Source organism: Chryseobacterium sp. PvR013, assembly GCF_017833095.1.
Lineage (GTDB): Bacteria > Bacteroidota > Bacteroidia > Flavobacteriales > Weeksellaceae > Chryseobacterium > Chryseobacterium culicis_A.
This window is the reverse complement of the sequence record NZ_JAFIBT010000001.1, coordinates 3,737,799-3,762,840: the sequence shown is the minus strand read 5'-3', so window position 1 is coordinate 3,762,840 and position 25,042 is coordinate 3,737,799. Positions and strand designations below refer to the sequence as shown.

The window sequence follows — 25,042 nt, the reverse complement described above, 5'->3', positions numbered from 1 at the left end:
TACAAAATAATAAACTAGTCGAGAGGTTTTCTGCCGGAAATAATATTATAAAGAATAACAATAATGGCAATGACCAGTAAAACGTGAATTAAATATCCTGTGCTCATTCCGGGAACTATTCCTAACATTCCCAATAGCCAAACAACGATGCAGATGACTGCTACTAACCATAATAAACTTTTCATGACTTAATATTTTGAATTTGTATGGTTAATTCTCTACATATTTTATGCCTTTATGGCTGAAATTTAATTTTTGTGGTATGTATTTTCTGTTTTTTGATTAAAAAATGAAAATTCAGATATGTCTGAAAAAGAATGAACAGTATGATTGTATAGTGAAACTGTCTGATAATAGGAAACAACTCATACTGTCTTGATTATTTGCAAATCTCTTTAAATAAAAATGATCAAAACTGTCGATATTTGTAAATAAGGTATTAAATTTGATCATTTGTAACAGTACCAAACTTACTGCTACTAATTATTATACTTATTTTAAAAAAATTAATAAATAAAGACAGTTTATGTGGAAAAATTTCAAACTGAATAAATTTTTACTCCTTATTCCATTAACCAGTCTAATGTTTTGTTTCAACTCGCCAAAGAATGACGATGAAAAGATGCAGACGATAATGGTGAGCGTAAAAAACACACTTTCTTATCTGCATTATAGTCCAAAGTCTATCAATGATGCCTATTCGAAGGACGTTTATAAGCATTATTTCGAATTGGTAGATCCAGCAAAAAGATATTTTCTGCAATCTGATATGGATGAATTCAGCAAGCATGAAACAAAGCTTGATGACTATATCGGGCAAGGTGATCTGACATTCTACAAACTTACGATTGACAGACTCTACCAAAGAGTGGATGAGATTGATAAAATTACACAGGATATCTTCAGTAAGCCTATTAATCTTCAGGAAGATGAAACGCTTACCCTTGAGCCAAAACTAAAAAAAGTACCTGCTAATAAGCAAGAACAGTATAATGAGTGGAAAAAATTCATCAAATACAACATCCTTCAGGAAGTTGAGTCGATGAACAGTAAAGAAGAAGCTCAGAAAGAAAAGAAAGACTCTGTTCAAAAGTACAAGCTGAAAGATACCATCAAGTTTAAAGTTCTTACTCAGGATGAAAAAATCAAAAAAGCGACTGATGAAGTAAAAGACCTTGTAAAAGACACCTTTACAAGATTCAAAAAGAGAAAGAAAATGGATTGGTTTACGGTGTATATGAATGCTTATACAGAGGTATTCGATCCGCACACCAACTATTATTCTCCAAAGGATAAAGAAGATTTTGATACTCAGTTTACCGGAAAAGTAATTGGTATCGGAGCCCTGATTCAGGAGAAAAAAGGGAACCTTTATTTAGGAGCTCTTACCATTGGAGCACCGGCATGGAAATCTAAACAGCTTTCTGAGGGTGATAAAATCCTGAAAGTAAAATCTAAACCGAAAGAAGATGCTGTAAATGTTGTAGGAATGCTTTCTGATGAAGCCGTAAGACTGATCAGGGGAGAGAAAGGAACACCCGTAACATTAACGGTTCAGAAAAAAGACGGAACGATTAAAGATGTAACCATGATCCGTGAGGAAGTAGCCATTGAAGATACTTTCGCAAGAAGTATCGTAGTGAATACTCCGAATGGGAAAAAATATGGTTTTATTAACCTTCCAAGTTTTAATGCTGATTTTGAAAATGCCAAAGGAAGAAACGCTTCTGATGACATCAAAAATGAAATCATTAAGCTTAAAGAGCAGAACATTCAGGGAATCATTCTTGACCTTAGAAATAATGGTGGAGGTTCTTTAACTGAAGTAGGGGATATTATGGGGCTTTTCATGGAAGCTGGTCCTTACGTACAGGTGAAGGATGGAAACGGGAAAATACAGACTCTTAAGAATAAAAACGAAACTCCGATCTGGACAGGTCCGCTTGTAATCATGCAAAATGAACTTTCTGCTTCAGCTTCAGAAATCCTTGCAGGAGTAATGCAGGATTACGGAAGAGCAATGATCATAGGATCTCCGCAGTCTTTTGGAAAAGGTACCGTTCAGACTTTTGTTGATCTGAACAGATTCCTGAATACCGAAGATGATTTTGGATCTTTAAAACTGACGATTCAGAAATTCTACAGAATTACGGGAGAATCCACACAGAGAAAAGGGATCGTTTCTGATATTCAGATGAAAGACTTCTTTACCTATGCAGAAGTAGGAGAGCGATATGATGATTATGCGCTGGCATGGGATAAAATTCCACCTACGAAATTCGAGAAACTGAACTATTTCAATATCCAGGCGCTGGAAAAAGCAAGTGCAGACAGAATGGCTAAAAACAGCAATTATCAGTTGTTATTAGAATCTGCTCAATGGAGAGAAAAACTGGATAAAGAAGAAAATATCACTTTGAATATCACCAAGTTCAACGAGCTGATGAAGAACAGAAAGTCTCAGATTGAAAAGTTCAAGGCTCTGACAAAATTTGAAAACGGACTTCAGTTCATGATGTATCCAAGTGAAATTGAAAGAGAGAAAAAAGATGAAGCTTTCAAGAAAAAATCTGAAATGTGGATCAAGAATCTGAAAAAAGATCTTTACCTGCAGGAAGCAATGAATATTGTATCAGATATGGGAGCTAAATCCTAAACATAAAAAAACCGCTAATGAAAAATTAGCGGTTTTTTTATTGAATACAGTAGATTACTTAATTTCTACACATCCCACTCTTCCTCCGGCATTTCCGGTAGGCTGAGTATGGAAATCATCCGCTGCTGCGTGTACAATAAGACCTTTTCCGATGATGTTTTTAGATTCATCTGTACAGCCCAGACACCATTTGTCTGTCTTGAAAGTCAATGTTGCAGTTCCGTTCTGATCAGCAACCAGGTTTCCTATATCTCCCATATGGAAATGTTCAGCTCCCCATTTACCATGATCATTCTTGGAAGGATTCCAGTGACCGCCTGTAGAAGTTCCGTCTGCTGCAGAACAGTCTCCTTTTTCATGAATGTGTACTGCATGGATTCCAGGAGTAAGGTTGGTAATATCCAGCTTCATTGTTACTTCATTTCCATTTTGAGTAAACTTCGCTGTTCCTCCTGTCTGTGTTCCGCTTTTGGCATTTACCGAGTATGTTTTTGTTGTTCCGCACGAAACGGCAAAAACTGCAAATCCCGCCAATAATGCTAATGTTTGTACTTTCATTTGTTAAATGATTTATAGTGATTTTACGATAAATTTAAAAAAGATTTTCCAAAAGGCTTTATGATCTCACTCTTTTTTGAAAAACTTAGTTTGAACGGTACTGCAATCCGGCTTGTTTTAACCTTAAATTCTGAAAGGTTGTCTGAAGGATAACTTCTTTAAAAAGAGGCGAAAAAAAGCTTATTTTTAGTCTTTAGAAAGTAACTTATTAATCCAGGATCTGCAGTAACAAAAATTAGAGCATGATTATTCTGTATACATTCATTAATGAAACAAATCACCAGTCTCTTCTTGACAGGTATCTGCCTGTTTTTTCTCAGGAAAATAAACAGAATATCCTGAGATACAGGAGGTGGCAGGATGCTCAGCTTTCCTTACTGGGAAAAGTCCTTTTACAATATGGATTAAAGACTTATTATAACATTTCTGATACTGAAACAGATGTTCTCACTAATAAAAAACCTTATTTAAAAGGAAATGATCTTCATTTTAATATATCCCATTCCAAAGATCTTGTTGCCTGTGCTATTGCAGAATATACCGTGGGAATAGATATTGAATGTAATGATCAGAAAATTAACTATCAGGATTTTATATTTCAAATGACCGACAAAGAGCTTCTGGAAATCCAAGATTCTGAGGATAAGATGAAACAATTTTTCACGTATTGGACGCGAAAAGAAGCCGTAATAAAGGCCCATGGAGCCGGAATGATGCTTCCGCTGGATTCTTTTGAAATAGTCAATAATGAATGCCATATTGTGGGTGAAAAGTTCTTTACCAAAGAGATTTTCATTCATAAAGAGTATCATAGCTGTATTGCCTCTTCAGATCAGAAAATTAAAGAGGTGATGCCGATTATTAAATACATTGAAGAAGATATTTTACTATAAAAATGAAACAGGGCTCTGATAATAGCAATAAAAGACAACTTAATTCCGCTATGGAAAAATATCTTTGTGAACTAACAACTTTGAAATGGAAGAATATAAAATACGGATTGTAAAAACAATTCAATATATTGACAGCCATATTGATGCAGATCTGTCTCTGGAAAAAGTTTCAGAGGTAAGTGCCTATTCACCTTTTCATTTTCACAGAATATTTAAGCTGGTTACAGGGGAAACCCTTCAGAACTATATTACCAGAAAGAAAATAGAAAAAAGTGCCCTTCATCTGGCGGTTCATAAAAATAGGGAAATCAAAGATATCTATTGGGATCTGGGTTTCTCTAACCATTCAGTTTTTTGTAAGACATTTAAAAAATATTACGGTCTGGCTCCCACAGAATTTCGCAGATCAGCTCCGGAGAAGTTTCACAAGATTTTACAAATACAAAGCAAGAACGGACAAGTGGATACAGTTTTCAGCCAATACATTTGCAACATTGAAAACCTGTTAAACTGGACTAAAATGAATTTAAAAATCGAAGTAAAAGAAATGCCGGAAATGAATCTGGCATCCGTGATGAGCCTTGGAATTGCCAATGTAGAACCTTCTTTCAACCTTTTAATAGACTGGGCAAAAAAGAAAAGCCTTTTTCCTCGGGAGAATGTGAAAATGATTTCTGTGTATCATGACAGCTGCAAAATAACACCTCTCGATAAAGTAAGAATCCATGCCTGTATGCTTTTGGATGAAAGACTTTTAAAACAGGAGGGAGAAGTATTTCCCGAAACGATACATGGCGGAAAATACATTGTGGGAAGTGGTGAAGTTACTTTGGATGACTTTGAACAATGCTGGGTTTCTATGTTTTTGTGGATGAATGAGAACAATTATTCTACACGAAGAACCTTTCCCTATGAGATCTATCACACCAATTTTAAAGAACATCCGGAAGGAAAGATGATCGTGGATTTTTGTATTCCTGTTCATTAATTACCATTCGGAAGCAAAAGAATGCCTTTCAGTAATAATTTTTTTACAGAAGGGCATTTCTTATCCTATTTTTGATCCAGAAAACAATAAAAATGAAAACACAAGGACAAAACATCCTGTTTCTGATTCTCCTTCTCACCTCCATTATGGGATATTCCCAGGTGAAAATATCAGGAAAAGTATCCTTCAAAAATAAAGGAGTAAGTGAAGTAAACGTGACTTTAAAAGATACTTATGACGGTGCTACCACAGATGCTCAGGGTAATTTTACCTTTGAAACTTCGGAAAAAGGACCTCACAAAATAACGTTTGCCCATCCGAAATATGAAAATGTAGAGAGAGATATTTCTATTGAAAACCAAGATGTTTCGTTGAATATTGATCTTAAAGAACAGATCAGTGAGATTGATGCAGTAGTTGTTTCTGCCGGATCTATTGAAGCCAGCGATAAGAAAAGAGCAACAGCGCTGCTTACCCCAATTGATATTTATACAACGGCAGGAGCAGACGGACAGATTTCTTCAGCATTGACCTATCTTCCTGGAGTGCAGAAAGTAGGGGGAACGGAAGGTCTGTTTATCCGCGGAGGCACAGGAACGGAATCTAAAATTTTTATGGATGGTAGTCTTATCAACAATTATTTTTCGAACTCTGTTCCGGGGATTGCGGGTAGAGATCAGTTCAATACTTCACTTTTTAAAGGAAATATATTTTCAAGTGGTGGATATTCTGCGCTATATGGGCAGGCTCTTTCAGGAGCATTGATGCTGGAAAGTGTTGATCTTCCGGATGAGAGTTCTTACAGTTTAGGTGTTTCACCTATTTTCTTGAGTGCCGGATTTCAAAAGCTGGGAGATAATAAAAACTATTCCTATGGCGCTACAGCAGGGTATTCTCTTTTAAGCCTGATGCAAAAGGTATTCAATTTTAATACCGATTTTTTTGAAGCACCACAAGGACTTAACGGAGATGTGAATTTCAGATTTAAAACAAAGTCAGGAGGTTTCTTTAAATACTATGGAATGTTTAATTCCAATAAAATGGGTGTAAGATCAGAAAGTCTTGAACCCGGATCCGCTTTCAGTCTGGTAAAACTGAACGGGAAAAATACTTTTCATAATCTGTCATTTAAACAGAAATTTGGAAAGTATCTTCTGAATGTGGGTGGTTCTTATTCATACAATAAATCTGACCTTCATTTTTCTACAGAAACGAATGATGTTGAAGCGAACAGGAGCCAGCTTCTGACTGATGGAAATTATCTGAATTTCAAAGCTGTTCTGGAAAGAAAAATCAACAAAATAAGTGCCGTGAGAGGAGGATTTGAATTGAATAATACCGATGAAAATCTGAATTTTGAGACCATACAGAAACATTATACAGATTTAATTTCTGCGGCCTTCGTGGAAACGGATCTTGGTTTCAGTAATGCATTGTCAGCGAAGATAGGAGTAAGAGCAGAGCATTCCTCATTTTTAGGAAAGAACAATATTGCTCCTCGTTTTGCGATCGCATACCGCCTTGCAAAAGATTGGACAACCTCATTAGCGTACGGACTTTTCTACCAAAACCCGGAAAGCAAGTACATCAATGGTCCTGCAAATCTTGGCTTTCAGCAATCTCAACATTATATTTTTCAGGTTCAGAGAGCGTCAGAGGGCAGAACTCTACGTTTTGAAGCGTTTTACAAAAAATACGATCAGTTGATCAAAACATTTAATGTTAACCCGGATAAGGAGCAAAATCAGCAAACCCAGTCTGCTTTAAACAACAGTGGATACGGATATGCAAAAGGACTGGAGTTCTTCTGGAGAGATAATAAAAAAACATTTGAAAATATTGATTACTGGATCAGTTACTCATACCTGGATTCAAAAAGAGATTTTCTTAATTATCCGGTAAGCCTGCAGCCAAGTTTTGCTGCCGAACATACCCTTTCGGCAGTGGCTAAAAGATTTATTCCGGAATGGAAACTGGGAGTGAATTTATCTTATACGTATGCAAAAGGACGTCCTTACTACGATATCGCTTCCAAATTTGAAAACGGACAGACCGTTAACTATACCCGAACAGAAGGAAGATTAAAAGATTACAACGCTTTGAATTTCAGTATTAATTATCTTCCCAATATCGGTAAAAAAGATGCAAGAGCGTTTCCGGTATTTGTATTGAGTATCAGTAATATTTTAGGATCCAAAAATGTATATGGTTACAATTTCTCTGCTAATGGATCCAGAAGCTCAGCCATCGTTCCGCCAGTCAACACTTTTGTATTCATTGGAGCATTTATAAGTTTTGGAGTAGACAAAACAGATGATGCCATCAATAATAATTTATAAAAACATATCTTAGAACACACAAACATAACTCACTTTTAAAATTTGATATCATGAAAAAATACCTTTTAAGTCTTGCTTTAGCTTTTGTGAGCTTAACTGCTTTTGCACAGGCAGATTATGACAAAATAATGTCTGAAAAAATTGCAAGAATAGAGACCTGTAAAACCTCGGAAGATTTCCAGACCCTGGCCAATGATTTCCAGAGAATAGGAAGCAAAGAGAGCACAAAATGGCTTCCGGCATACTATGCCGCATTTTCTTATATCCAAAAAGGAAGAACACAGATGAGAGACGGCAAAATGCAGGAATTGGATGGTATCGCAGATCAGGCCGAAAAACACCTTTCCATGGCTCAGAATCTTGCCGGAACCGATAATGCGGAAATACACCTGCTGAGGAAAATGTCTTATTCCCTGAGAATGATGGTGAATCCTGCACAACGTTATATGACAGATGGAGCGAGAGCTGCTGAGGAAATGAGCATTGCAGAGAAATTAGATCCTTCAAATCCGAGAATTGCTCTTATCAAGGCAGAAGATGTGTATTTTACGCCGGAACAGTACGGAGGAAGCAAAGCCAAAGGATTGGAAATGTTTAAAGATGCTCAGGCAAAATTTAAAGCATATAAACCCAAGACGGCTTTAGATCCCAGCTGGGGAAAAGGAGAAGCAGATTATTTCTTAAGCTTACCTGTTGAAAAAGCAAAATAATTTTCACTGTATTTATATCCATTAACCTTCATTCGTGAAGGTTTTTTTATACCATTCAGAAATGAAAATCAGCCCTTCGGTAACAATTAATTTTTGATACCTTTAATAAAAACTAATTTTGAGTCAAGAAAACAGATCATGAAACGGAAAAACTTTATCGTACTATTCTGGGTATCACTTGCAGTCTCCATGTTTTTCTTTTTTGTCTTTACAGAAGAAAAGAATCTTGAAAACTTTTTATATACCCTGCTTATCTCTTTTATTTATTCTTTTGTATTGGGAGGAGGAAACGGAATGCTGAACAGTTTTCTGAATAAAAAAATCCCATGGTCGGAGGCTACAACCAAAAGAGCGGTTATCAGTATTATTTCAATTATTGTTGCCAATTTTGTGCTGGTCTATTTTTGCAATTATGTCAATTTTGTACTTATTCAAAAAGCGGCTACTACAGAAGAGTTTTTTCTGGGAAAATATAATTTCCTTAATTGGTTTACCATCAATATTGCGTTGTTGATATCAGCCTTCCTTCATGCCAGAAGTTTTATGGAAGAGCTGAAAAAGACTTCCAGAAAAGAAGTGGTGGAACAGAAGCTTATCGCCAAATCCGCCAATGCGCAGTTTGAAAGTTTAAAGAACCAGCTGGATCCCCATTTTCTTTTTAATTCCTTGAATGTTTTAAGCTCCCTGATTGACGAAAACCCAAGACAGGCTCAGAAGTTTACCGCTTCAATGTCAAAGATTTACCGGTATGTACTTGAACAGAAAGATAAAGAGCTGGTAACAGTAGAAGATGAAATAGAATTTGCCAAAACCTATTGTGAACTTTTAAAAACAAGGTTTGAAGACAGTGTAGATTTCACTTTTGATGTTCCCAAAGAAGACTATCAGAAATATGTAGTTCCATTGGCGCTGCAGTTACTGTTGGAAAACTGTATCAAGCACAACTTTGCCACATCATCAAAACCTTTGACCATCAGAATTTTTTCAGACGGAAAGACCCTTTGTATTGAAAATAATCTGCAGATAAGAGAACAGATCAAAGAGAGCTCAGGAATTGGTCTTGCCAATATTGTACAGCGTTATTCCTTACTTACAGAGAGAAATGTTTTCATAGAAAAATCTGAAGATCATTTTAAAGTAAAACTTCCAATGCTGATTGCTAAGCCACAAGTTTCCACATCAAAACCCGAAGATGATTCTGCCGCTTACAAACGGGCGCAAAAAAGAGTGAAAGAGATTAAAAGTTTTTATATGAATTTGATTTCTTACTGTACCGTATGCTCGTTTTTAATCTTTATTAATCTTTTTACAAGCAGCAAAAATCATTGGTTCTGGTTTCCTGTACTGGGATGGGGTATAGGGGTAGCTTCTCATGCATTCCAGGTATTTGGAGTAGGAGAATCATGGCAGGAAAAGAAGATTCGTGAAATTATGAACAAACAAAAAAAATAGAAAGATGGGAACATTTGATGAAAACGATATTGAATACCAGCGTGCCAGAAGAGAGGTAGAAAGGTTAAGAGGATTTTATGGGCATTTATTCGCTTATATCGCAGTGAATGCAATGATTGTAGTGTACAATTATATGAATCTGAAACCCGGTGAAAGCTATTTTCAGTTTAAAAACTTTTTTACCGCTACTTTCTGGGGAATAGGACTTGCAGCACATGCTGTTACCGTTTTTCTTCCTCGTGTTAATTTTATCAGGAAATGGGAAGACAAAAAGATTAAGGAACTGATGGATAAACAGAAAGATCACTAAAGAAATTGTCTTTTTTTTAAATACTTTTAACTTTAAATTTATTGAAAATGAATGCTTTGTCAACGCTGTTTTATATTTCAATGGCCGCTTGGTTTCTCACCGAATTCCTTTACAAGAATATGCTGAAATCCGGTAAAGAAGATCAAAAGAACAAGGATAAATCCACCCTGAATATCTTATGGCTGGCCATTCCATTTTCTATTGCAAGTTCAATATTCATGTCTTATAACACTCATTTTCCGATGGCTGACGGTAATTGGATTCTATATCTTGGTGAATTTTTTATTCTTATCGGGATTATTGTCAGATATATCATTATCAGATCATTGGGGGAATATTTTACGGTAGATGTTACCATCAGACAGGATCATAAAATTAAAAAAGAAGGGTTTTATAAATACCTGAGACATCCTTCCTATGCTTTTTCTCTGCTGACCTCGCTTGGACTTGGCCTGTATTTAAATAACTGGCTTTCATTGATCTTTGCTTTTGTTCCTCCTTTTTTAGCCTTTGCTTACAGGATAAAAATTGAAGAACAAACTCTCGTGGAGCAGTTCGGGGGTGAATACATTGAATACCGAAAAAGTACTAAGAAACTCATTCCGTTTATCTATTAATTACAGGATTTTACCATTCGGAGAACATATTCTACCATTCGGTAATATAAAATTGATTGGAGACCTTTTCCTGACCTACCTTTGAATCAAGAAAAAACAAAATCAACCTTTTAAAACCAAACATTATGGAAATTTTACCTGACAAAGAAACAATTGCTTACAGAAAAGCATCAAGAAGAGTAAAAGACTTAAAAGAATTTTATGGAAACCTTACTTCTTATGGTATCGTTATTCCTTTTTTAGCAATCCTGAATCTTGTAACGGCGCCCGGATATTTATGGTTTCTATGGCCTGCACTGGGATGGGGAGTAGGAATTGCATTTCATGCCATCAGTGTATTTGGAATTGGGAAAAGCTGGGAAGAACGAAAAATAAAAGAACTGATGGAGAAGGATCAAAAGCAGAAAATAAAAACACTATAAACAATAATAACTAAAAAACTTATATCATCATGGATTACGAAGCTGCCCAAACCAGAACCCACAATATCAGAAAATTCTATAAAAGCATTTTTATATTTGCCCTATTTGCCGTTCTTATCATTCCTGATGATATTTTTGGCGAAAAGATGATTAGATTTCATTTGTTTGACAGATATACCATTCTTGCAATCTGGGGGTTTATTATCCTTGTAAAAGCGGTAAAACTGTTTCTTTTTGATTCCGAATGGGAAAAAGATATGATTGAAAAAGAGCTTAAAAAAGAGAAAAAGCCAATAAACTATTAAAATCTGTCCGCTTTTATCTAACTTTATTTTCCAAAACCTGAAAACCAAAATTAAAACTCAATGATCAAAACTGTCATTATAGAAGATGAAAAACCTGCTTCAAGGAAATTAGAGAGAATGCTGAGTATTTTTCCTGAAATTGAAGTAGTTGCTAAAATAGAATCAGTGGAAGAGGGAGTGGCCTGGTTTTCTGAAAACGAGCATCCGCAGCTGATTTTTTCAGATATTGTTTTAGGGGACGGATTGTCCTTTGATATCTTCGAAAAAGCACCCACCAAAGGTTTCATTATTTATACGACAGCCTTTGACCAGTACACACTGAAAGCCTTCAAGCTGAACAGTATTGATTATCTTTTAAAACCTATTCTTGATGAAGATCTGGAAGGTGCAGTGGAAAAGTTTAAGTCGTTCATTCCTGCTAACGATACCAATGGCTCTCAGGATATCAAGCAGCTGATCAGAAAAGAAAAATCTACACTATCGAGAGTTCTTGTTAAAATTGGATATAATCTAAAAATTATACAAACTCATGAAATAAGCTGTTTTTTCAGTGAAAATAAAATCGTTTACCTTCAGACCGAGGATCGTACTTATCCCTCAGATTTTACGCTTGATGAGCTGGAAGATGTTCTGGATGAGAAGAAGTTTTTCCGTGTGAACCGACAGTTTATTATCAGTTCAGATTATATCAAAAACATTCATACTTCGCCTTACTATAAAGTGGATCTGGAGTTTCAGCCTGAAGAGGAAATTACAGTAAGCAGAGACCGTGTGAAAGATTTTAAAGACTGGTTGGTCAGTTAAAGATTAACTTAAAAACAAGCACCATGGAGCTTATATTATTATTCTTTAAACTATTCCTTTCTATCTTTTATCCCTGAAAATTAAGGGAATAACTAATTGCTATAAAAATCGCTGGCAGATTTTACAAACTGATGAAAGGCTTCTGTAACCTCTTTTTTATGCTTATGGGTAAGTGGAAAAGGAACCATATGGGAATATTCAAACGGAAAATCATGGATTTCAATATCAACATTAATATTCCTGTAACCTCCCTGCAGCGTATTTAAAGCTTCTATGGGCGGGGCAACACTGTCTTTCTCCAATACATATGCTTTGATCTGAGATTGAATTTCCTGAATTCTTTCCTCTCTTTCCTTTTGAAAATAATTGTAACGGAGCATTTTTTTGAACCAGCTTTCCTGTGGATGTAAAGCTTCAGTCTGATAATGTTTCAGACGGGAATCTGACTTAAAATCCGAACTCAGGAGTTCTGTAAAAACCGACTGCATTTTAACCGTTGCCTGAGTGTCCATAATGTACTTGGATATCGGAAACATTCTGTCGATGGTCATTCCTCCACAGAAACAGAAAACTTTAGATTGGGTAAAATAGCGATGTGGATCTGCCATCTTGATCATCATCGAAAGAAAAGATCCTATAGAATACCCGAATAAATCCAGATCTGCTTCTCGGGAAATGCTATTGATTTTACCGCTTTTAATGTCTTTTACCACCTCCGTAATATCAGAATATGTCTGAAGTCCCGACCAGAAAATTCTTTGAGGATGAGCTTCCAACCGGGAACTTATGGCTGCATTTACATAAGAGTAATTCATGTTTTCCGGATACTTTTTCTTCCTGAAATTAGCGACTTCCATCATGTGGTGGCGGTCACTCCAGATCGCTTCTGCGCGGTCCATATGAAAAGCAATCGGGAACAGAATAATGGCTTTCTGTGTTCTTTGGGCAAGCTCATAAGCCCATGGCAGATATTTATCCCATTTCTTTTCGTTCAGGCCATGGAAGAAAAAAATGCATCCGGCGGCTGTTTCAGTGTCGGCCCTCTTCAGAATATGGTACTTAAACTTTTTATTACATTCAATCTCAAAATCTCTGATGTCTACAGCAGGATGGCCGTACAAGAGATAGTTCTTTTCATTAATACTGAGTTTTTGTTGATGTTTGCTGCAATGCTGGTTTTCTGAGCCATAAAGAAGATCAGAAACTTTAGATTCAAAAGGAATTGATTCCATCGTTATATTCAGTTCCTTGAGTTCAATCAGATCTTTTCCGGAATCAAAATGACTCTTCAAAACTTCATACAATTCATAATATTCCATAGCCAGACGATTGAGGGGTTCATAATTAGAACTATCAAGTTAGAGAATTATTGCGGTAATCAGTTGATTTTTAGTGGTTAAATATATTCTGGGCATAAGAGAAATAAAACCCGAAGCAAGCCAGCTCCGTGATTATAATATATAGATTGATAAGGATGTTTACTCTTATTCTTTTTCCATGGGTCTATTTTCATATTGCTGTACGGTAACAGCGGTGAGGGCTATCATAAGGATACATAATACAAGATCTGCTTTTTCCGGATGAAAAATTTCCTGATAGAGATTATATCCTGCAAGCATTGATACGAAGAAGATAAGAACATTATTGGCAGAAGCAGATGGGTTTTTAATTGTTGTTTTCATAGGGATATTTTTTATTGTTATTTATCCAGTAAGTATGACAACTTTTAAAACGTTACAACGCTTTTTCAAAAAAATAATCTTTTTCTTTCGAACTATTAACCCAAGTAGTTTTTGATGGGTAACTATCTGTAATCAATCCTGTTAGATTCTGTGTCTTCAAGTTGTTTAATAATAGATTCAGGAATCTCATCACTATCAATAGGGAAACTGACGGAGTCCGAAATAAAGTTTTTTCTGTCGGCTTTTCTGAAGATTTCAAACAAAGCAATCGGCTCCTGATTGAAACTGATACAGGTGCTTATGAAGTGGATTTCGTGGAGTTTATAGTCCGGATTCTTAAGCTTTTCTTTAATATCCTTTATTCTTGAAATGAAATGCCTTTGACGGATAAAGGTATTGCTGTTCATGATGATAAATACATAATCTGAATAAGCAGTTACCTTACCGAAATATTTATGATGATCCCCGCCGCTTCTTTCAATAAAATATTCTCCGGCGGTTTCAGACTTATAAATTTCCATCGCAGAACGCCATATACGGTCTTCTTTTGCCATTAAAGGATTGTCAGGAAGATTTCTGTTATAAGAATACCAACAGCCTACCAAACGGTCTAAAAGAGCGGTATTCAGATTCACATTATTCATATCAATCTTCAGATCATTAAAATTGAAGGATTCTGTATTGGAATTAATAAAATCTATATAGTTCGAATACCCAAGAACCCTGACAATAAGACTGAGCTTAGCAAGATTAGGTCTGCTCAGAACCGCATTTCCATTCTGTCTGAATTTCTTCAGTTTATTGATAATCAGATGCTCATAGAGATAATTAGCGCCCAGAAGGTCAGGCTTTTTTTGAATGCTCTTCTCCGAATAATCATTAATAATCAGTTCGTTAAGCTCTGCGCTTATATAAGACCATTCCGTTTTGGTAACATCTTCCCAATGGTTTTTCTTTAAAAACTGCCGGCTTAAGAAATTCATAAGTTTCTCAAGATGATGGATATCTTCCTTTTTCATGGTATCTATTTATAAGACTAATTTAAGATTTTTATCAAACTAAAAAAGACTTTTAAGAAACTTTTATATTTTAAAATCCATTGATATTTGAATAGAAAACAAAAAACAAAACAATGGAAACAAAAATGGTATTAAAAGACGAAATCCTTTGGAAACGGATACAGGATTTTTCTCTGGATGCTCCCGGTGTTGATTTTCCCTTCTCAAAAAAACTGGCAAAAGAAGAACACTGGAGCCTTAATTTTGCCCATAAGGCGATTGAAGAATATAAAAAGTTTATTTATCTCTGTTGTATTCTTCCCCATGGGGCTTCTCCCAGCAAAATAGTAGATAAAGTATGGCATATGCATCTGATTTATACCCAGAATTATTGGGAGGAGTTTTGTCCCCATATTCTAAAAAGACCACTTCATCATCATCCTTCCAAAGGAGGAAACAGGGAGAAAGAAAAACATCAGAACTGGTTTCAGGATACATTGGTAAACTACCGGGAAGTATTTAAACAGGAAGCTCCTGAAGAAATCTGGAAAGAACTGAAAGAAAAATCAAGACTGCAGTCCTGGATAAAAAAGATGGCTTTTTTTGCTCCGATCTTTATTGTACTGCTTTTATTCTCATGTACGGAAGGAGAAGGGTTTACCGGATTCCTTGTTACAGGAGTCGTATTTGGGATTATTTTCATTCTGGGAACAATCGTATCTGTCATAGGAAATAATGAAGTTTCTGATCCTAACAGAAAAGATAAACCAAACAATGAGGGAGGAAGTTGTGGCAGCTCTGGCTGCAGCGGAGGTGGCGGTTGTGGAGGCGGCTGCGGGGGTTGTGGAGGATGTGGTGGCTGCGGAGGATAAAAACTAATCATTATGAAAAAGATCATTATTCATACAGTTCCGGTTGTAATAAGTGTTGTATGGCTTGTAGGAGTACATCACACATTTAATCCGGTTATTCTTAAAGGACCAGACTTTCTGAATTTCTATTTAACTCTGATTATTGGGTTCTATGCTTCGGTTTTCTGTTTAAGTTCTTTGAATGAAATGATTTCAAGAACGACTCTTTATTTTGCGGGACTGATTTTCCTATTGGGAATCATCAAACTGATAAGAGGCGTGATGTTGGAAAAGCCCATTGGATTTTTAGTTATGATTTTAATAGCAGAAATTATTGTTACATTGATTTTTATGTTGAATCATGTCAATAAAAAGATGAAGTGATACATCTGTATAAAAAAGAAACCCGAAACAAAAATGTTCCGGGCTTTATAATGTGTGGTTGATATTAAATATCTTTCTTTTTTTCTTTTACGGGCTGATAGCCATATTTTCGAACCATAACGGAAGTCAGGACTACTAAAATAAGACTGATCGCAATATTCGAGTTTTCCGGATGTACAATTGCCTGATAGAAATTATAGCCAAAAACGGCAGATACAATAGCGATCAGGATATTGTTTACGTAAGCATACTGGTTTCTTGTCGTTGTTTTCATAGTAATTTTATTGTTATTTACTCAGTAAGTAAGACAACTTAGAAAACGTTACAGAAAAATTTTAAAAAAATTCCAGAACCCTCAAATCGATAATTCTATAATCCCGAAACACGAACCTCGGATTCCTTACGCAATCACACCACTTCCGATAAGTTCCTCATCAATATACCATGAAGCAAACTGTCCTTCCGCAATTGCAGACTGAAGTTCATCAAACTCAATATACAATGCATTTTCAAACTGATACAGCGTTGCTTTCTGCAAAGCCTGTCTGTATCGGAATCTGGCCATTACTTCCATAGATTCTCCATTCTGAAGCTTCATATCTTCACGAACCCAGTGCAGCTCAGAATTATCTATTTTCAGTGCTTTTTTGTGGAGACCAGGGAAGTGACTTCCTTCTCCCACGAAAATGATATTGTTTTCCATCTCTCTGGAGATAATAAAACAGCTTTCTTTGTGTCCGCCTATTCCAAGGCCACGGCTTTGTCCGATGGTGAAAAACTGGGCTCCCTGATGTTTCCCGATTACTTTTCCGTCAGATTTTTTATAATTGATTTTTCTTGATAAAAACTCAAGTTCTTCTTCTTTAGATGAGAATTCAGGTTTTTCTTCAGAAAAAAGAGGTGAATCTTTGAAAATTTCTACAATTTCACCTTCGTTGGGTTTTAATTGCTGTTGTAAAAATTGCGGAAGACTTACTTTTCCGATAAAACATAATCCCTGAGAATCTTTTTTATCTGCTGTTACCAGCCCGATTTCTTTTGCAATTTCTCTTACCTGAGGCTTTGTAAGTTCTCCGATAGGAAATAACGCTTTTGAAAGCTGGTCCTGGCTTAGCTGACACAGGAAATAAGACTGGTCTTTATTATTATCTTTTCCAGCCAGAAGATGGAAAATTTCTTTACCATTCTCATCAAAAGTGGAATTTACCCTGGCATAATGTCCTGTTGCAACCTTATCTGCGCCCAAAGACATTGCCGTTTTCATAAACACATCGAATTTTACTTCTCTGTTACACAATACATCAGGGTTGGGAGTTCTGCCTTTTTCGTATTCGGCAAACATATAGTCAACAATGCGCTCCTTGTAAAGTTCACTCATGTCTATCACCTGGAAAGGAATTCCAAGCTTTTGGGCTACCATAAGGGCATCATTACTGTCCTCAATCCAGGGACATTCATCTTCTAATGTTACGGAAGCATCGTTCCAGTTTCTCATGAATAAAGCCACTACTTCATGGCCTTGCTGCTGCAGCAAATAAGCTGTAACACTAGAATCTACACCTCCGGAGAGGCCTACTACTATTTTCATTGTATTTCAATTTTACGAAACTCTTAACGGGAGTTCTTAGTTTGATGCGGCAAAAATACGATTAATAAAGTCGTAAAAAAACCATAATTTTAAACATTGATAAAAACGATATTAATCGTGATCACCATCTTACTGCACTGATAACAAGTGATGGAAAGATAAAAAATCATCAAAATATAAAATATCTAGATATGAAAAAGTTTATTATTTCTATGATGCTGATAGGTTCAGAATCAGTATTTTCCCAGGTTTCAGTAGGTGCACCGGTACAGGAAAACAGCAAATGGACTTTCGGAGGAGGAATTGGAGTAGGTTTCGGAAGCAATAGTGCTTTTAATTTGTCGGCCTCACCCAGAGTAGGCTACAGGCTTACCAATGATCTTGAAGGTGGAGTTGTTGGAAGTGTTTCGTGGCAGACTTCTGATTATTATAAATCAACGATGTTCGGAGTTGGTCCTTTTGTCAATTATTATTTTGCCAGATCATTTTATGTGGGAGCCAACTATCAACATTATTTTGTTGACTATAAAGATAAGTACTATGATTATAAATACAATACAGAAGAAAATGCATTGTATGTGGGAGGAGGATATATGCAGAGAATCGGGAATAACTCCTTTATGCAGCTGGGTTTGATGTATAATGTGCTTTGGAAGCAGAATTCCAGTGTGTTTTCCAGTGGCCTGATCCCGAATATCGGTTTTGTGGTGGGACTTTAATATTTGATTGATCAATATAAACGGGCTTTAGCCAAAACGTATAAAAACAAAAATCCCCGGGAAACTTTCCCGGGGATTTTCTATTTGAAATTAAATTATTTATGATTGAGAAGACTTCTCTGCGGATTTCTTAGCTTTTTGCGTTTTTCCGATCAATCCGTCTTTTGCTTCATTAAGGTCAAGAACTACGGTTTCTCCTTCATTCAATTGCTTGTTTACCAGCATTTCTGCCAATAAGTCTTCAATATACTTCTGGATGGCACGTTTCAATGGTCTTGCCCCGAAATCTTTATCCCATCCTTTTTCAGAAATAAAGTCTTTCGCTTCTTCAGTAAGATCAACTTTATATCCTAATTTTTCAAGTCTGCCATAAAGCTTGTTCAGTTCAATATCGATAATTTTCTTGATATCATCCTGTACAAGAGAGTTGAAGATTACAATATCATCAATTCTGTTTAAGAATTCTGGAGCAAATGCTTTTTTAAGAGCACTTTCAATGGTACTTCTTGCTCTGGAATCTGAAGTTGTTTTCTTCGCAGAAGTTCCGAACCCTACACCGTCTCCAAAGTCTTTAAGATCTCTGGTTCCGATGTTTGAGGTAAGAATAATGATGGTATTTCTAAAGTCAATTTTTCTTCCTAAACTGTCAGTAACGTGTCCTTCATCCAAAATCTGTAACAGAATATTGAATACATCAGGGTGAGCTTTTTCAATCTCATCCAAAAGAACCACAGCATAAGGCTTTCTTCTTACTGCTTCTGTCAGCTGACCACCTTCTTCGTATCCTACGTATCCCGGAGGCGCACCTACCAATCTTGAAACAGCAAATTTCTCCATGTATTCACTCATGTCTATTCTGATCAGAGATTCATCAGATTCGAAAAGTTCTCTTGCCATTACTTTCGCCAGCTCTGTTTTACCAACTCCGGTTGTTCCAAGGAAAATAAAGGTACCGATTGGGCGGTTAGGATCTTTAAGACCAGCTCTGTTTCTTTGAATAGCTTTCACTACTTTTTTCACAGCATCTTCCTGACCAATCACTTTTCCGTTCAGTTTCTCATCCATTTGGGCAAGTTTGTCAAGCTCGTTCTTACCAACTTTCGTTACCGGAACACCACTCATCATAGAAACTACTTCCGCTACATTTTCTTCCGTTACGGTTTCTTTTTTCTCTTTTACATCTTTATCCCATTTTTCCTGAGCAGCATTCAGTTCCATTTGAAGACGTTCCTCTTCATCTTTCAGCTTTCTTGCTTCAAGGTAATCCTGTGCTTTTACCGCTTTCTGTTTCAGTTCTTTGATGTCTTCGATTTTCTTTTCAAAATCAATGATTTCAGTAGGAACTTTCATATTCTTGATATAAACACGAGATCCTGCTTCATCCATGGCATCAATAGCTTTGTCTGGTAAGAAACGGTCTGTAATATATCTTGAAGTCAAATTGACACAGGCCAAAATAGCTTCAGGAGTATAGATTACATTGTGATGTTCTTCATATTTATCTTTGATCTGATTCAAAATCTGAACAGTCTCATCAATAGAAGTAGGCTCCACCATTACTTTCTGGAATCTTCTTTCTAAAGCCCCGTCTTTTTCAATATACTGACGGTACTCATCCAGAGTTGTTGCCCCGATGCATTGAATTTCACCTCTTGCTAAAGCCGGCTTGAACATATTGGAAGCATCTAAACTTCCTGTAGAACTTCCTGCTCCTACAATGGTATGAAGCTCATCAATAAATAAGATGACATCTCTGTTTTTCTCCAGTTCCGTCATGATGGCCTTCATTCTTTCTTCAAACTGACCACGGTATTTAGTTCCGGCAACTAAACTTGCCAGGTCTAAAGTGATCACACGTTTTCCGTAAAGAACTCTCGACACTTTTTTCTGTTGAATTCTTAGGGCTAAACCTTCAGCAATGGCCGATTTACCAACTCCCGGCTCCCCGATAAGAAGAGGGTTGTTTTTCTTTCTACGTGATAAGATCTGAGAAACTCTCTCAATTTCTTTTTCACGCCCGATTACTGGGTCCAGTTTTCCATCTCTGGCCAAAGAAGTAAGGTCTCTACCAAAGTTATCCAATGTAGGCGTTTTACTTTTTGCAGACCCTAGATTTCCTGTAGGCTTTCTCATTTGCTCAAATTCTTCTCTCTCATCATCATCATCGTAAGCACTCATTTGTGGTGCCTGCCCTGAATTTTTAAGCATAGTCTGGTATTCTCTTGAAACTCCTTCGTAGTCGATGTCATAAGCTCCCAGAATATTTGAAGTAGGATCCTCATATTTATAAAGAATACCTAAAAGCAGGTGAACGGTATTAATTTCATTGCTTTTATATTGTCGGCATTCTAACTCTGCACGTTTAATAGCATGATCTGCCATCTTAGTGAAAGAAATATTGGTAACCTCCTCAGAAATAGGATTAAGACTTGCTGTATTTAGAGTTTCAATTTTTCTTCTGATTTGTGTTAAATCCGCATTAAGGTTTTGAAGGATTTCTTTTGCAGAGTTTTCCGTTTTTATAATACCTAAAAGTAGATGTTCTGTATTAAGAAATTCACTTTTCAGCCGTTTAGCTTCGCTTTTGCTTTGTTTGAACACCTGGCTCAAACCTTGTGAAAACTTATAATCCATAATATATCTCATTAGAACAAAGGCAACATTACCTTTTATTCATTATCTAAATTACAAATATTTTACCAAAAATCAATTAATGACTTTATGGCAGTAAAAAATTTTATTATCTTATTGAAAATGATTAAGTTTGTTATCCTTAAAAATCTCTCATGACCCCTGAAATTACTACTTACATCGGATATTCCGCTTCAGTTTTTATCGTGCTGAGTTTCATACTGAAAGATGTAAGAAAAATTAGAATTGTCAACATGATTGGCTGTTTTTGTTTTGTCATTTATGGCTTTTTTAGTGGGCCGTTATGGCCGGTTATCATTCCAAACGGGTTGATTTGTTTCATTCAGATCTATCATTTAATACTAGGAAAGAAAGGTTGATGAGGAAAAAAATAATTACGTCGGCTTTTAGTAATCTGTATACCGACCAGCGGATAGAAAAAGTGTGTAAAACCCTTTTTGATAATGGTTATTCCATAGATCTGATCGGTAATGACTGGGGTGGGAATGAAAAAATGGAGCGCCCTTATCCTTTTTCCAGAATTGAGTTGAAATCTAAAAGCCTGAAGACTGCTTATTTTGAGTTCAACTGGAAATTATATAAAGAACTGAAAAAAAAAGCGGACAAAGATACCATCCTTCATGCCAATGATATAGATGCACTTCTGCCAAATTATCTCATTGCCAAAAAACTGAACATCCCGCTCGTCTTTGACAGTCATGAAATTTTCACGGAAATGCCGTCAGTTCAAAACCGATTTTCTCAGAAATTCTGGAGAGTGCTTGAAAGAAAACTGGTTCCTCACATGGAATTGATGATGACAGAAAGTGAAAGCTATGCCGAATGGTTTCATGAACAATATAATGTCAATCCGGTAGTAGTCCGAAATATTCCCAGAAAAATCCTTTCTGTTCCCGAAATTCCGGACAACCATCCTAAAATTATTTTATATCAGGGAGCCATCAATCAGTCCAGAGGAATTGAAAAAATGATTGTAGCCATGCATCATATTAAAGATGCTGTTCTGAGAATTGCAGGTGACGGGCCGAAGAAAAAGGAATATGAAGAGCTTGTTATTCAGGAGAAACTGCAGGATAAAGTATTTTTTCTGGGTAAACTGAAACCTGAAAACCTCAGGGAAATAACCAAGACTGCTGATGCAGGATTTAGCCTTGAAGAAAACAATGGGGTAAGCTACTATTATTCACTTCCTAATAAAGTTTGTGACTATATCCAGTCTAGAGTGCCGCTTGTCATGATTAATTTCCCGGAGATGCAAAGGATAAAAAATCAATTTGATGTGGGAGAGGTTATTCCGGATCACAAACCTGAAACCATTGAAAAAGCAATTAATCTTATTCTTCAAAGAGGAAGACGGTATTATCAGGATGAATTGAATAAGGCTGCAGATGTTTTTTGCTGGGAGAATGAAGAAACAAAAATCCTACAACTTTTTGAAAAAGCATCCAGTAAATAATTTTTACAAAATTGGTTATCTTTGCAAAAGAAATTTGATTTAAAAATGACCATTAAAGAAAAACAGCAGGAAATAATAGACGAATTCGCTTTTCTTGACGATTGGGAGCAAAAGTATGAGTATATCATTGATCTTGGAAAAGAACTGAAAGGCTTACCGGAAGATAGGAAAACAGAAGAAAATCTGATTAAAGGCTGCCAGAGCAAAGTTTGGATCGATGCTGAATTTAAAGAAGGGAAACTTTTCTTTAATGCAGATTCTGATGGTATTTTACCCAAAGGTATCGTTTCTCTTTTGGTAAGTATTTACAGTGGGCATTCCACTCAGGAAATTTTAGATTCTGATTTCGATTTTATTGCAGAAATAGGACTGCAGGAGTTTCTTTCGCCGTCCAGAGCCAACGGACTGATGGCGATGACAAAGCAGATCAAGTTTTATGCAGTTGCTTATCAACTGAAATCATAGCCGTGACAAAAATTTTAGCATATCGTTTTTCCGCATTTGGAGATGTTGCGATGACTGTGCCTGTTTTCAGAGAATTTCTGGAGCAGAATCCCGATGTGGAAATTATTATGGTTTCCAGAAAAAATTTTGAGGCGCTGTTTGCGGGAGTTCCTAATGTAACTTTTAAGGGAATTGATCTGGATGATTACAAAGGTCTTTTTGGATTGAGGAAACTTAGCAATGAACTGATCCGTGAATTTAATCCGGATTGTATTGCTAACCTTCATGATGTAATCCGCACGAAGATTTTAGACAGAATATACAGAAGAAAAGGACTTAAGGTTTTTAAAATAAACAAAGGTAAAGAGGAGAAAGAGCACCTTACGGATGTCTGGAACCTGGAAAAAGTGCAACTGAAAAAAACAGTGGAACGCTACGCTGATGTTTTTCGTGAAATGGGTTTCAAAGTTGAACTTTCCCATACATTAAGACCTTTTTCTGTACACAAGTCAGGAATCGGCTTTGCTCCTTTTGCACAGCATAAAGGAAAAATGCTGCCTCTGGAGAAATCCTATGAACTGGTCAGAATTCTTGCCCGGAAACATACCATATATTTCTTTGGGGGTGGGAAAAAGGAGACAGAAACTCTGGAAAAATGGGAGCGTGAGATTCCTAATACCAAAAACCTCTCCGGAAAATTAAATCTTACGGAAGAACTCAATCAAATTTCTCAGCTGGAATTAATGATTTCCATGGATTCTGCAAATATGCATCTTGCAAGTCTTGTAGGAACAAGATGTGTGTCTATTTGGGGAGCTACTCATCCTTATGCCGGATTTTTAGGGTTCGGACAAAGTGAAGAAGATGTTGTTCAGGTAAAAGACCTTAGCTGCAGGCCATGTTCCGTTTTTGGAGATAAAGAATGTTACAGAGGCGACTGGGCTTGTCTTGAAGAGTTTGATATCCAGAAAGTGGTAGACAGGGTTAATTTTTAAAAATAATCTTAATAATCTCTTCAGCTTTAGCTTTATCAGAGTGGGTTTCTTCCAAGATTTCCTTTCTTTTTTCCGTGTTAAGATAATCTTTTTCAGCAGAGGAGATAATTTGTTGGCGAATTTCGTTCATATTGCGTCCAAACAGGCATAAATTCATCAAAACAGGATCGTCTGTGATATTTCCGTTAATAATGACAAAACGGCTGTTGTAAAGCGTATTAAACAGCTTCACTTTTGTTCCTGAATTCTGATAAGAAATCAGAATATTGGCCTGAGCGTTTTCCAGAAGCTGATGAAGATTTTCTGTCGTTTGAATAGGGGTGAGGCTGATATTTTCAACTGCTGAAATTCTCTTTTTAATATCTTCACTGGCACGGTCGGAGGCAACCATTAATTTGTATTGTGGGAGCGTTTTAAACAAATCAATAGACTCTATCAGCGCTCTTTTATTGTCTGCAGTGGTGAGATCTCCATGAAAAAGAAAATATTTCCCTCTTTTATCCAGTTGCTTTACCGATTGATTCCCGTGGAATAGGTGAATCAGCTGAGCATTTTCTGAATATGCTTCTACCTCGTTATATTCCTTTTCTGACAGACAGAATACAGTTTCAAATTTCTTTAAAAGCTTTTTCTGATATCCATTATATTTCAAAGATTCCATGCTGTAAACAATCTTTTTAAAGATGTTTTTTTCAGAGAGAGAAAGGCCTTTGTAATATTCTGTTTCGTTATTGTGATAACGGAGGTAGAGTTTGTGGTCATTATCTCTCAGAAACCGTATAATATGGGCTGTCTGCATGCCTTCGAACAAGATGGGCGCTTTGTCCTTTTCCAGATTTTTAAGTAATACTTCAGAATCTCTAATAGTTGCTGCGAAAGGTGTTCCTGAAAAATAGAGAAGTGGGTTCTTTTTCTTTTGATAAAAAAACACATTTTCCGTGATCTCTTTGACTTCCGGATCAACCTTAAGTGGAATCTGGTCTACAAAGCAGTGAAGGTGAATTTTTATTCCCAAATCAGATAAAGCTCTGATCTTATAATATACATCAATAATACCACCATATGAAGGAGGGTAGGGATAATTGAATGATATGATATGGAGCTGCTTCAAGTTTGGCTATTCGATGTAGGCAAAGGTAGATAAATATCAGGAAAACTGTAGAACACTTTAAATACTGTTGTTTTGTCGAAGAATTTGATTTGAATAACAGAACGCTTC

Annotated in this window: 27 protein-coding genes; 18 read left to right on the top strand and 9 right to left on the bottom strand. The window is 36.2% G+C overall.

The window, feature by feature from the left end; all coding sequences use genetic code 11:
- Nucleotides 1–14: 14 nt before the first annotated feature.
- On the bottom strand, nt 15–185 hold the full coding sequence (locus JOE44_RS17155; protein WP_047426491.1) for a lmo0937 family membrane protein: 171 nt from the start codon (nt 183–185) through the stop codon (nt 15–17).
- 341 nt (nt 186–526) lie between these two features.
- On the opposite strand from JOE44_RS17155, the gene JOE44_RS17150 reads away from it, so the two are divergent.
- On the top strand, nt 527–2,656 hold the full coding sequence (locus tag JOE44_RS17150; protein WP_209786511.1) for a carboxy terminal-processing peptidase: 2,130 nt from the start codon (nt 527–529) through the stop codon (nt 2,654–2,656).
- A 54-nt stretch (nt 2,657–2,710) separates the two neighbouring features.
- On the opposite strand, the gene JOE44_RS17145 is transcribed toward JOE44_RS17150, so the two are convergent.
- Nucleotides 2,711–3,214: a superoxide dismutase family protein gene (locus tag JOE44_RS17145; RefSeq protein ID WP_062672846.1), complete on the bottom strand. Its 504-nt coding sequence runs from the start codon at nt 3,212–3,214 to the stop codon at nt 2,711–2,713.
- A gap of 242 nt (nt 3,215–3,456) precedes the next feature.
- On the opposite strand from JOE44_RS17145, the gene JOE44_RS17140 reads away from it, so the two are divergent.
- From JOE44_RS17140 to JOE44_RS17095, 10 genes are all read left to right on the top strand, one after another.
- Entirely contained in the window at nt 3,457–4,107 is a 651-nt protein-coding gene (locus tag JOE44_RS17140) for a 4'-phosphopantetheinyl transferase superfamily protein (protein ID WP_209786510.1), read from the top strand.
- A gap of 85 nt (nt 4,108–4,192) precedes the next feature.
- Nucleotides 4,193–5,095: an AraC family transcriptional regulator gene (locus JOE44_RS17135; protein WP_209786509.1), complete on the top strand. Its 903-nt coding sequence runs from the start codon at nt 4,193–4,195 to the stop codon at nt 5,093–5,095.
- A 92-nt stretch (nt 5,096–5,187) separates the two neighbouring features.
- A complete protein-coding gene (locus JOE44_RS17130) occupies nt 5,188–7,434 on the top strand; it encodes a TonB-dependent receptor (RefSeq protein ID WP_209786508.1) in 2,247 nt (748 codons plus the stop codon).
- A gap of 50 nt (nt 7,435–7,484) precedes the next feature.
- On the top strand, nt 7,485–8,144 hold the full coding sequence (locus JOE44_RS17125; RefSeq protein WP_209786507.1) for a hypothetical protein: 660 nt from the start codon (nt 7,485–7,487) through the stop codon (nt 8,142–8,144).
- Nucleotides 8,145–8,282: 138 nt separating this feature from the next.
- On the top strand, nt 8,283–9,596 hold the full coding sequence (locus tag JOE44_RS17120) for a 2TM domain-containing protein (RefSeq protein WP_209786506.1): 1,314 nt from the start codon (nt 8,283–8,285) through the stop codon (nt 9,594–9,596).
- Between the two features lie 4 nt (nt 9,597–9,600).
- Nucleotides 9,601–9,906, top strand: coding sequence for a 2TM domain-containing protein (locus JOE44_RS17115; protein ID WP_209786505.1), 306 nt, complete (start codon nt 9,601–9,603; stop codon nt 9,904–9,906).
- Nucleotides 9,907–9,953: 47 nt separating this feature from the next.
- The gene (locus JOE44_RS17110; RefSeq protein WP_209786504.1) at nt 9,954–10,523 is read left to right on the top strand and encodes an isoprenylcysteine carboxylmethyltransferase family protein; all 570 of its coding nucleotides are present in this window, start codon (nt 9,954–9,956) and stop codon (nt 10,521–10,523) included.
- 125 nt (nt 10,524–10,648) lie between these two features.
- Entirely contained in the window at nt 10,649–10,945 is a 297-nt protein-coding gene (locus tag JOE44_RS17105; protein ID WP_105682941.1) for a 2TM domain-containing protein, read from the top strand.
- A 29-nt stretch (nt 10,946–10,974) separates the two neighbouring features.
- The gene (locus tag JOE44_RS17100) at nt 10,975–11,250 is read left to right on the top strand and encodes a 2TM domain-containing protein (protein ID WP_209786503.1); all 276 of its coding nucleotides are present in this window, start codon (nt 10,975–10,977) and stop codon (nt 11,248–11,250) included.
- Nucleotides 11,251–11,310: 60 nt separating this feature from the next.
- Nucleotides 11,311–12,054, top strand: a complete 744-nt coding sequence (locus JOE44_RS17095) for a LytTR family DNA-binding domain-containing protein (RefSeq protein WP_105682943.1) — start codon at nt 11,311–11,313, stop codon at nt 12,052–12,054.
- Nucleotides 12,055–12,146: 92 nt separating this feature from the next.
- Here JOE44_RS17095 and JOE44_RS17090 read toward each other — a convergent pair whose 3' ends face one another.
- The 3 genes from JOE44_RS17090 to JOE44_RS17080 all read right to left on the bottom strand — a co-directional run bounded on the left by JOE44_RS17090 (nt 12,147) and on the right by JOE44_RS17080 (nt 14,755).
- Nucleotides 12,147–13,373, bottom strand: coding sequence for a DUF6051 family protein (locus JOE44_RS17090; protein WP_209786502.1), 1,227 nt, complete (start codon nt 13,371–13,373; stop codon nt 12,147–12,149).
- A 165-nt stretch (nt 13,374–13,538) separates the two neighbouring features.
- Nucleotides 13,539–13,736 carry a hypothetical protein gene (locus tag JOE44_RS17085; RefSeq protein WP_209786501.1) on the bottom strand — a complete coding sequence of 66 codons (198 nt, stop codon included), beginning with the start codon at nt 13,734–13,736 and terminating at the stop codon, nt 13,539–13,541.
- Between the two features lie 122 nt (nt 13,737–13,858).
- Nucleotides 13,859–14,755: a hypothetical protein gene (locus tag JOE44_RS17080; RefSeq protein WP_209786500.1), complete on the bottom strand. Its 897-nt coding sequence runs from the start codon at nt 14,753–14,755 to the stop codon at nt 13,859–13,861.
- Between the two features lie 113 nt (nt 14,756–14,868).
- On the opposite strand from JOE44_RS17080, the gene JOE44_RS17075 reads away from it, so the two are divergent.
- Both JOE44_RS17075 and JOE44_RS17070 read left to right on the top strand, forming a co-directional pair.
- Nucleotides 14,869–15,606: a hypothetical protein gene (locus JOE44_RS17075; RefSeq protein ID WP_209786499.1), complete on the top strand. Its 738-nt coding sequence runs from the start codon at nt 14,869–14,871 to the stop codon at nt 15,604–15,606.
- Between the two features lie 12 nt (nt 15,607–15,618).
- Nucleotides 15,619–15,969 carry a hypothetical protein gene (locus JOE44_RS17070; RefSeq protein WP_209786498.1) on the top strand — a complete coding sequence of 117 codons (351 nt, stop codon included), beginning with the start codon at nt 15,619–15,621 and terminating at the stop codon, nt 15,967–15,969.
- Nucleotides 15,970–16,033: 64 nt separating this feature from the next.
- Here the strand turns inward: JOE44_RS17070 and JOE44_RS17065 are convergent, their stop codons facing one another.
- Nucleotides 16,034–16,243 carry a hypothetical protein gene (locus JOE44_RS17065; RefSeq protein WP_209786497.1) on the bottom strand — a complete coding sequence of 70 codons (210 nt, stop codon included), beginning with the start codon at nt 16,241–16,243 and terminating at the stop codon, nt 16,034–16,036.
- A gap of 126 nt (nt 16,244–16,369) precedes the next feature.
- On the bottom strand, nt 16,370–17,557 hold the full coding sequence (gene mnmA, locus JOE44_RS17060) for a tRNA 2-thiouridine(34) synthase MnmA (RefSeq protein ID WP_209786496.1): 1,188 nt from the start codon (nt 17,555–17,557) through the stop codon (nt 16,370–16,372).
- A gap of 191 nt (nt 17,558–17,748) precedes the next feature.
- On the opposite strand from mnmA, the gene JOE44_RS17055 reads away from it, so the two are divergent.
- Nucleotides 17,749–18,276 (top strand): hypothetical protein, encoded by a 528-nt coding sequence (locus tag JOE44_RS17055; protein WP_209786495.1) that lies wholly within the window; start codon nt 17,749–17,751, stop codon nt 18,274–18,276.
- Nucleotides 18,277–18,375: 99 nt separating this feature from the next.
- On the opposite strand, the gene JOE44_RS17050 is transcribed toward JOE44_RS17055, so the two are convergent.
- Nucleotides 18,376–20,910 carry an ATP-dependent Clp protease ATP-binding subunit gene (locus JOE44_RS17050; RefSeq protein ID WP_209786494.1) on the bottom strand — a complete coding sequence of 845 codons (2,535 nt, stop codon included), beginning with the start codon at nt 20,908–20,910 and terminating at the stop codon, nt 18,376–18,378.
- A gap of 152 nt (nt 20,911–21,062) precedes the next feature.
- On the opposite strand from JOE44_RS17050, the gene JOE44_RS25180 reads away from it, so the two are divergent.
- The 4 genes from JOE44_RS25180 to JOE44_RS17035 are packed head-to-tail and all read left to right on the top strand — an operon-like array spanning nt 21,063 to nt 23,823.
- Nucleotides 21,063–21,287 (top strand): uroporphyrinogen decarboxylase, encoded by a 225-nt coding sequence (locus JOE44_RS25180; RefSeq protein WP_105682952.1) that lies wholly within the window; start codon nt 21,063–21,065, stop codon nt 21,285–21,287.
- Entirely contained in the window at nt 21,287–22,384 is a 1,098-nt protein-coding gene (locus tag JOE44_RS17045; RefSeq protein ID WP_209786493.1) for a glycosyltransferase, read from the top strand. The genes JOE44_RS25180 and JOE44_RS17045 overlap by 1 nt, the downstream gene beginning before the upstream one ends.
- A 45-nt stretch (nt 22,385–22,429) precedes the next feature.
- The gene (locus JOE44_RS17040) at nt 22,430–22,849 is read left to right on the top strand and encodes a SufE family protein (RefSeq protein ID WP_105682954.1); all 420 of its coding nucleotides are present in this window, start codon (nt 22,430–22,432) and stop codon (nt 22,847–22,849) included.
- A 2-nt stretch (nt 22,850–22,851) separates the two neighbouring features.
- Nucleotides 22,852–23,823 carry a glycosyltransferase family 9 protein gene (locus JOE44_RS17035; RefSeq protein ID WP_209786492.1) on the top strand — a complete coding sequence of 324 codons (972 nt, stop codon included), beginning with the start codon at nt 22,852–22,854 and terminating at the stop codon, nt 23,821–23,823.
- Here the strand turns inward: JOE44_RS17035 and JOE44_RS17030 are convergent.
- Nucleotides 23,813–24,934 (bottom strand): glycosyltransferase, encoded by a 1,122-nt coding sequence (locus tag JOE44_RS17030; RefSeq protein ID WP_209786491.1) that lies wholly within the window; start codon nt 24,932–24,934, stop codon nt 23,813–23,815. The genes JOE44_RS17035 and JOE44_RS17030 overlap by 11 nt on opposite strands.
- Nucleotides 24,935–25,042 lie beyond the last annotated feature (108 nt).

Coding starts and splice junctions, on each gene's coding strand:
- JOE44_RS17145 (WP_062672846.1), bottom strand. CDS start 3,214: ATGAAAGTACAAACATTAGCATTATTGGCGGGATTTGCAGTTTTTGCC.
- JOE44_RS17120 (WP_209786506.1), top strand. CDS start 8,283: ATGAAACGGAAAAACTTTATCGTACTATTCTGGGTATCACTTGCAGTC.
- JOE44_RS17110 (WP_209786504.1), top strand. CDS start 9,954: ATGAATGCTTTGTCAACGCTGTTTTATATTTCAATGGCCGCTTGGTTT.
- JOE44_RS17080 (WP_209786500.1), bottom strand. CDS start 14,755: ATGAAAAAGGAAGATATCCATCATCTTGAGAAACTTATGAATTTCTTA.
- JOE44_RS17100 (WP_209786503.1), top strand. CDS start 10,975: ATGGATTACGAAGCTGCCCAAACCAGAACCCACAATATCAGAAAATTC.
- JOE44_RS17090 (WP_209786502.1), bottom strand. CDS start 13,373: ATGGAATATTATGAATTGTATGAAGTTTTGAAGAGTCATTTTGATTCC.
- JOE44_RS17155 (WP_047426491.1), bottom strand. CDS start 185: ATGAAAAGTTTATTATGGTTAGTAGCAGTCATCTGCATCGTTGTTTGG.
- mnmA (WP_209786496.1), bottom strand. CDS start 17,557: ATGAAAATAGTAGTAGGCCTCTCCGGAGGTGTAGATTCTAGTGTTACA.
- JOE44_RS17130 (WP_209786508.1), top strand. CDS start 5,188: ATGAAAACACAAGGACAAAACATCCTGTTTCTGATTCTCCTTCTCACC.
- JOE44_RS17095 (WP_105682943.1), top strand. CDS start 11,311: ATGATCAAAACTGTCATTATAGAAGATGAAAAACCTGCTTCAAGGAAA.
- JOE44_RS17040 (WP_105682954.1), top strand. CDS start 22,430: ATGACCATTAAAGAAAAACAGCAGGAAATAATAGACGAATTCGCTTTT.
- JOE44_RS17050 (WP_209786494.1), bottom strand. CDS start 20,910: ATGGATTATAAGTTTTCACAAGGTTTGAGCCAGGTGTTCAAACAAAGC.
- JOE44_RS17055 (WP_209786495.1), top strand. CDS start 17,749: ATGAAAAAGTTTATTATTTCTATGATGCTGATAGGTTCAGAATCAGTA.
- JOE44_RS17070 (WP_209786498.1), top strand. CDS start 15,619: ATGAAAAAGATCATTATTCATACAGTTCCGGTTGTAATAAGTGTTGTA.
- JOE44_RS17135 (WP_209786509.1), top strand. CDS start 4,193: ATGGAAGAATATAAAATACGGATTGTAAAAACAATTCAATATATTGAC.
- JOE44_RS17150 (WP_209786511.1), top strand. CDS start 527: ATGTGGAAAAATTTCAAACTGAATAAATTTTTACTCCTTATTCCATTA.
- JOE44_RS25180 (WP_105682952.1), top strand. CDS start 21,063: ATGACCCCTGAAATTACTACTTACATCGGATATTCCGCTTCAGTTTTT.
- JOE44_RS17085 (WP_209786501.1), bottom strand. CDS start 13,736: ATGAAAACAACAATTAAAAACCCATCTGCTTCTGCCAATAATGTTCTT.
- JOE44_RS17140 (WP_209786510.1), top strand. CDS start 3,457: ATGATTATTCTGTATACATTCATTAATGAAACAAATCACCAGTCTCTT.
- JOE44_RS17065 (WP_209786497.1), bottom strand. CDS start 16,243: ATGAAAACAACGACAAGAAACCAGTATGCTTACGTAAACAATATCCTG.
- JOE44_RS17045 (WP_209786493.1), top strand. CDS start 21,287: ATGAGGAAAAAAATAATTACGTCGGCTTTTAGTAATCTGTATACCGAC.
- JOE44_RS17125 (WP_209786507.1), top strand. CDS start 7,485: ATGAAAAAATACCTTTTAAGTCTTGCTTTAGCTTTTGTGAGCTTAACT.
- JOE44_RS17115 (WP_209786505.1), top strand. CDS start 9,601: ATGGGAACATTTGATGAAAACGATATTGAATACCAGCGTGCCAGAAGA.
- JOE44_RS17105 (WP_105682941.1), top strand. CDS start 10,649: ATGGAAATTTTACCTGACAAAGAAACAATTGCTTACAGAAAAGCATCA.
- JOE44_RS17075 (WP_209786499.1), top strand. CDS start 14,869: ATGGAAACAAAAATGGTATTAAAAGACGAAATCCTTTGGAAACGGATA.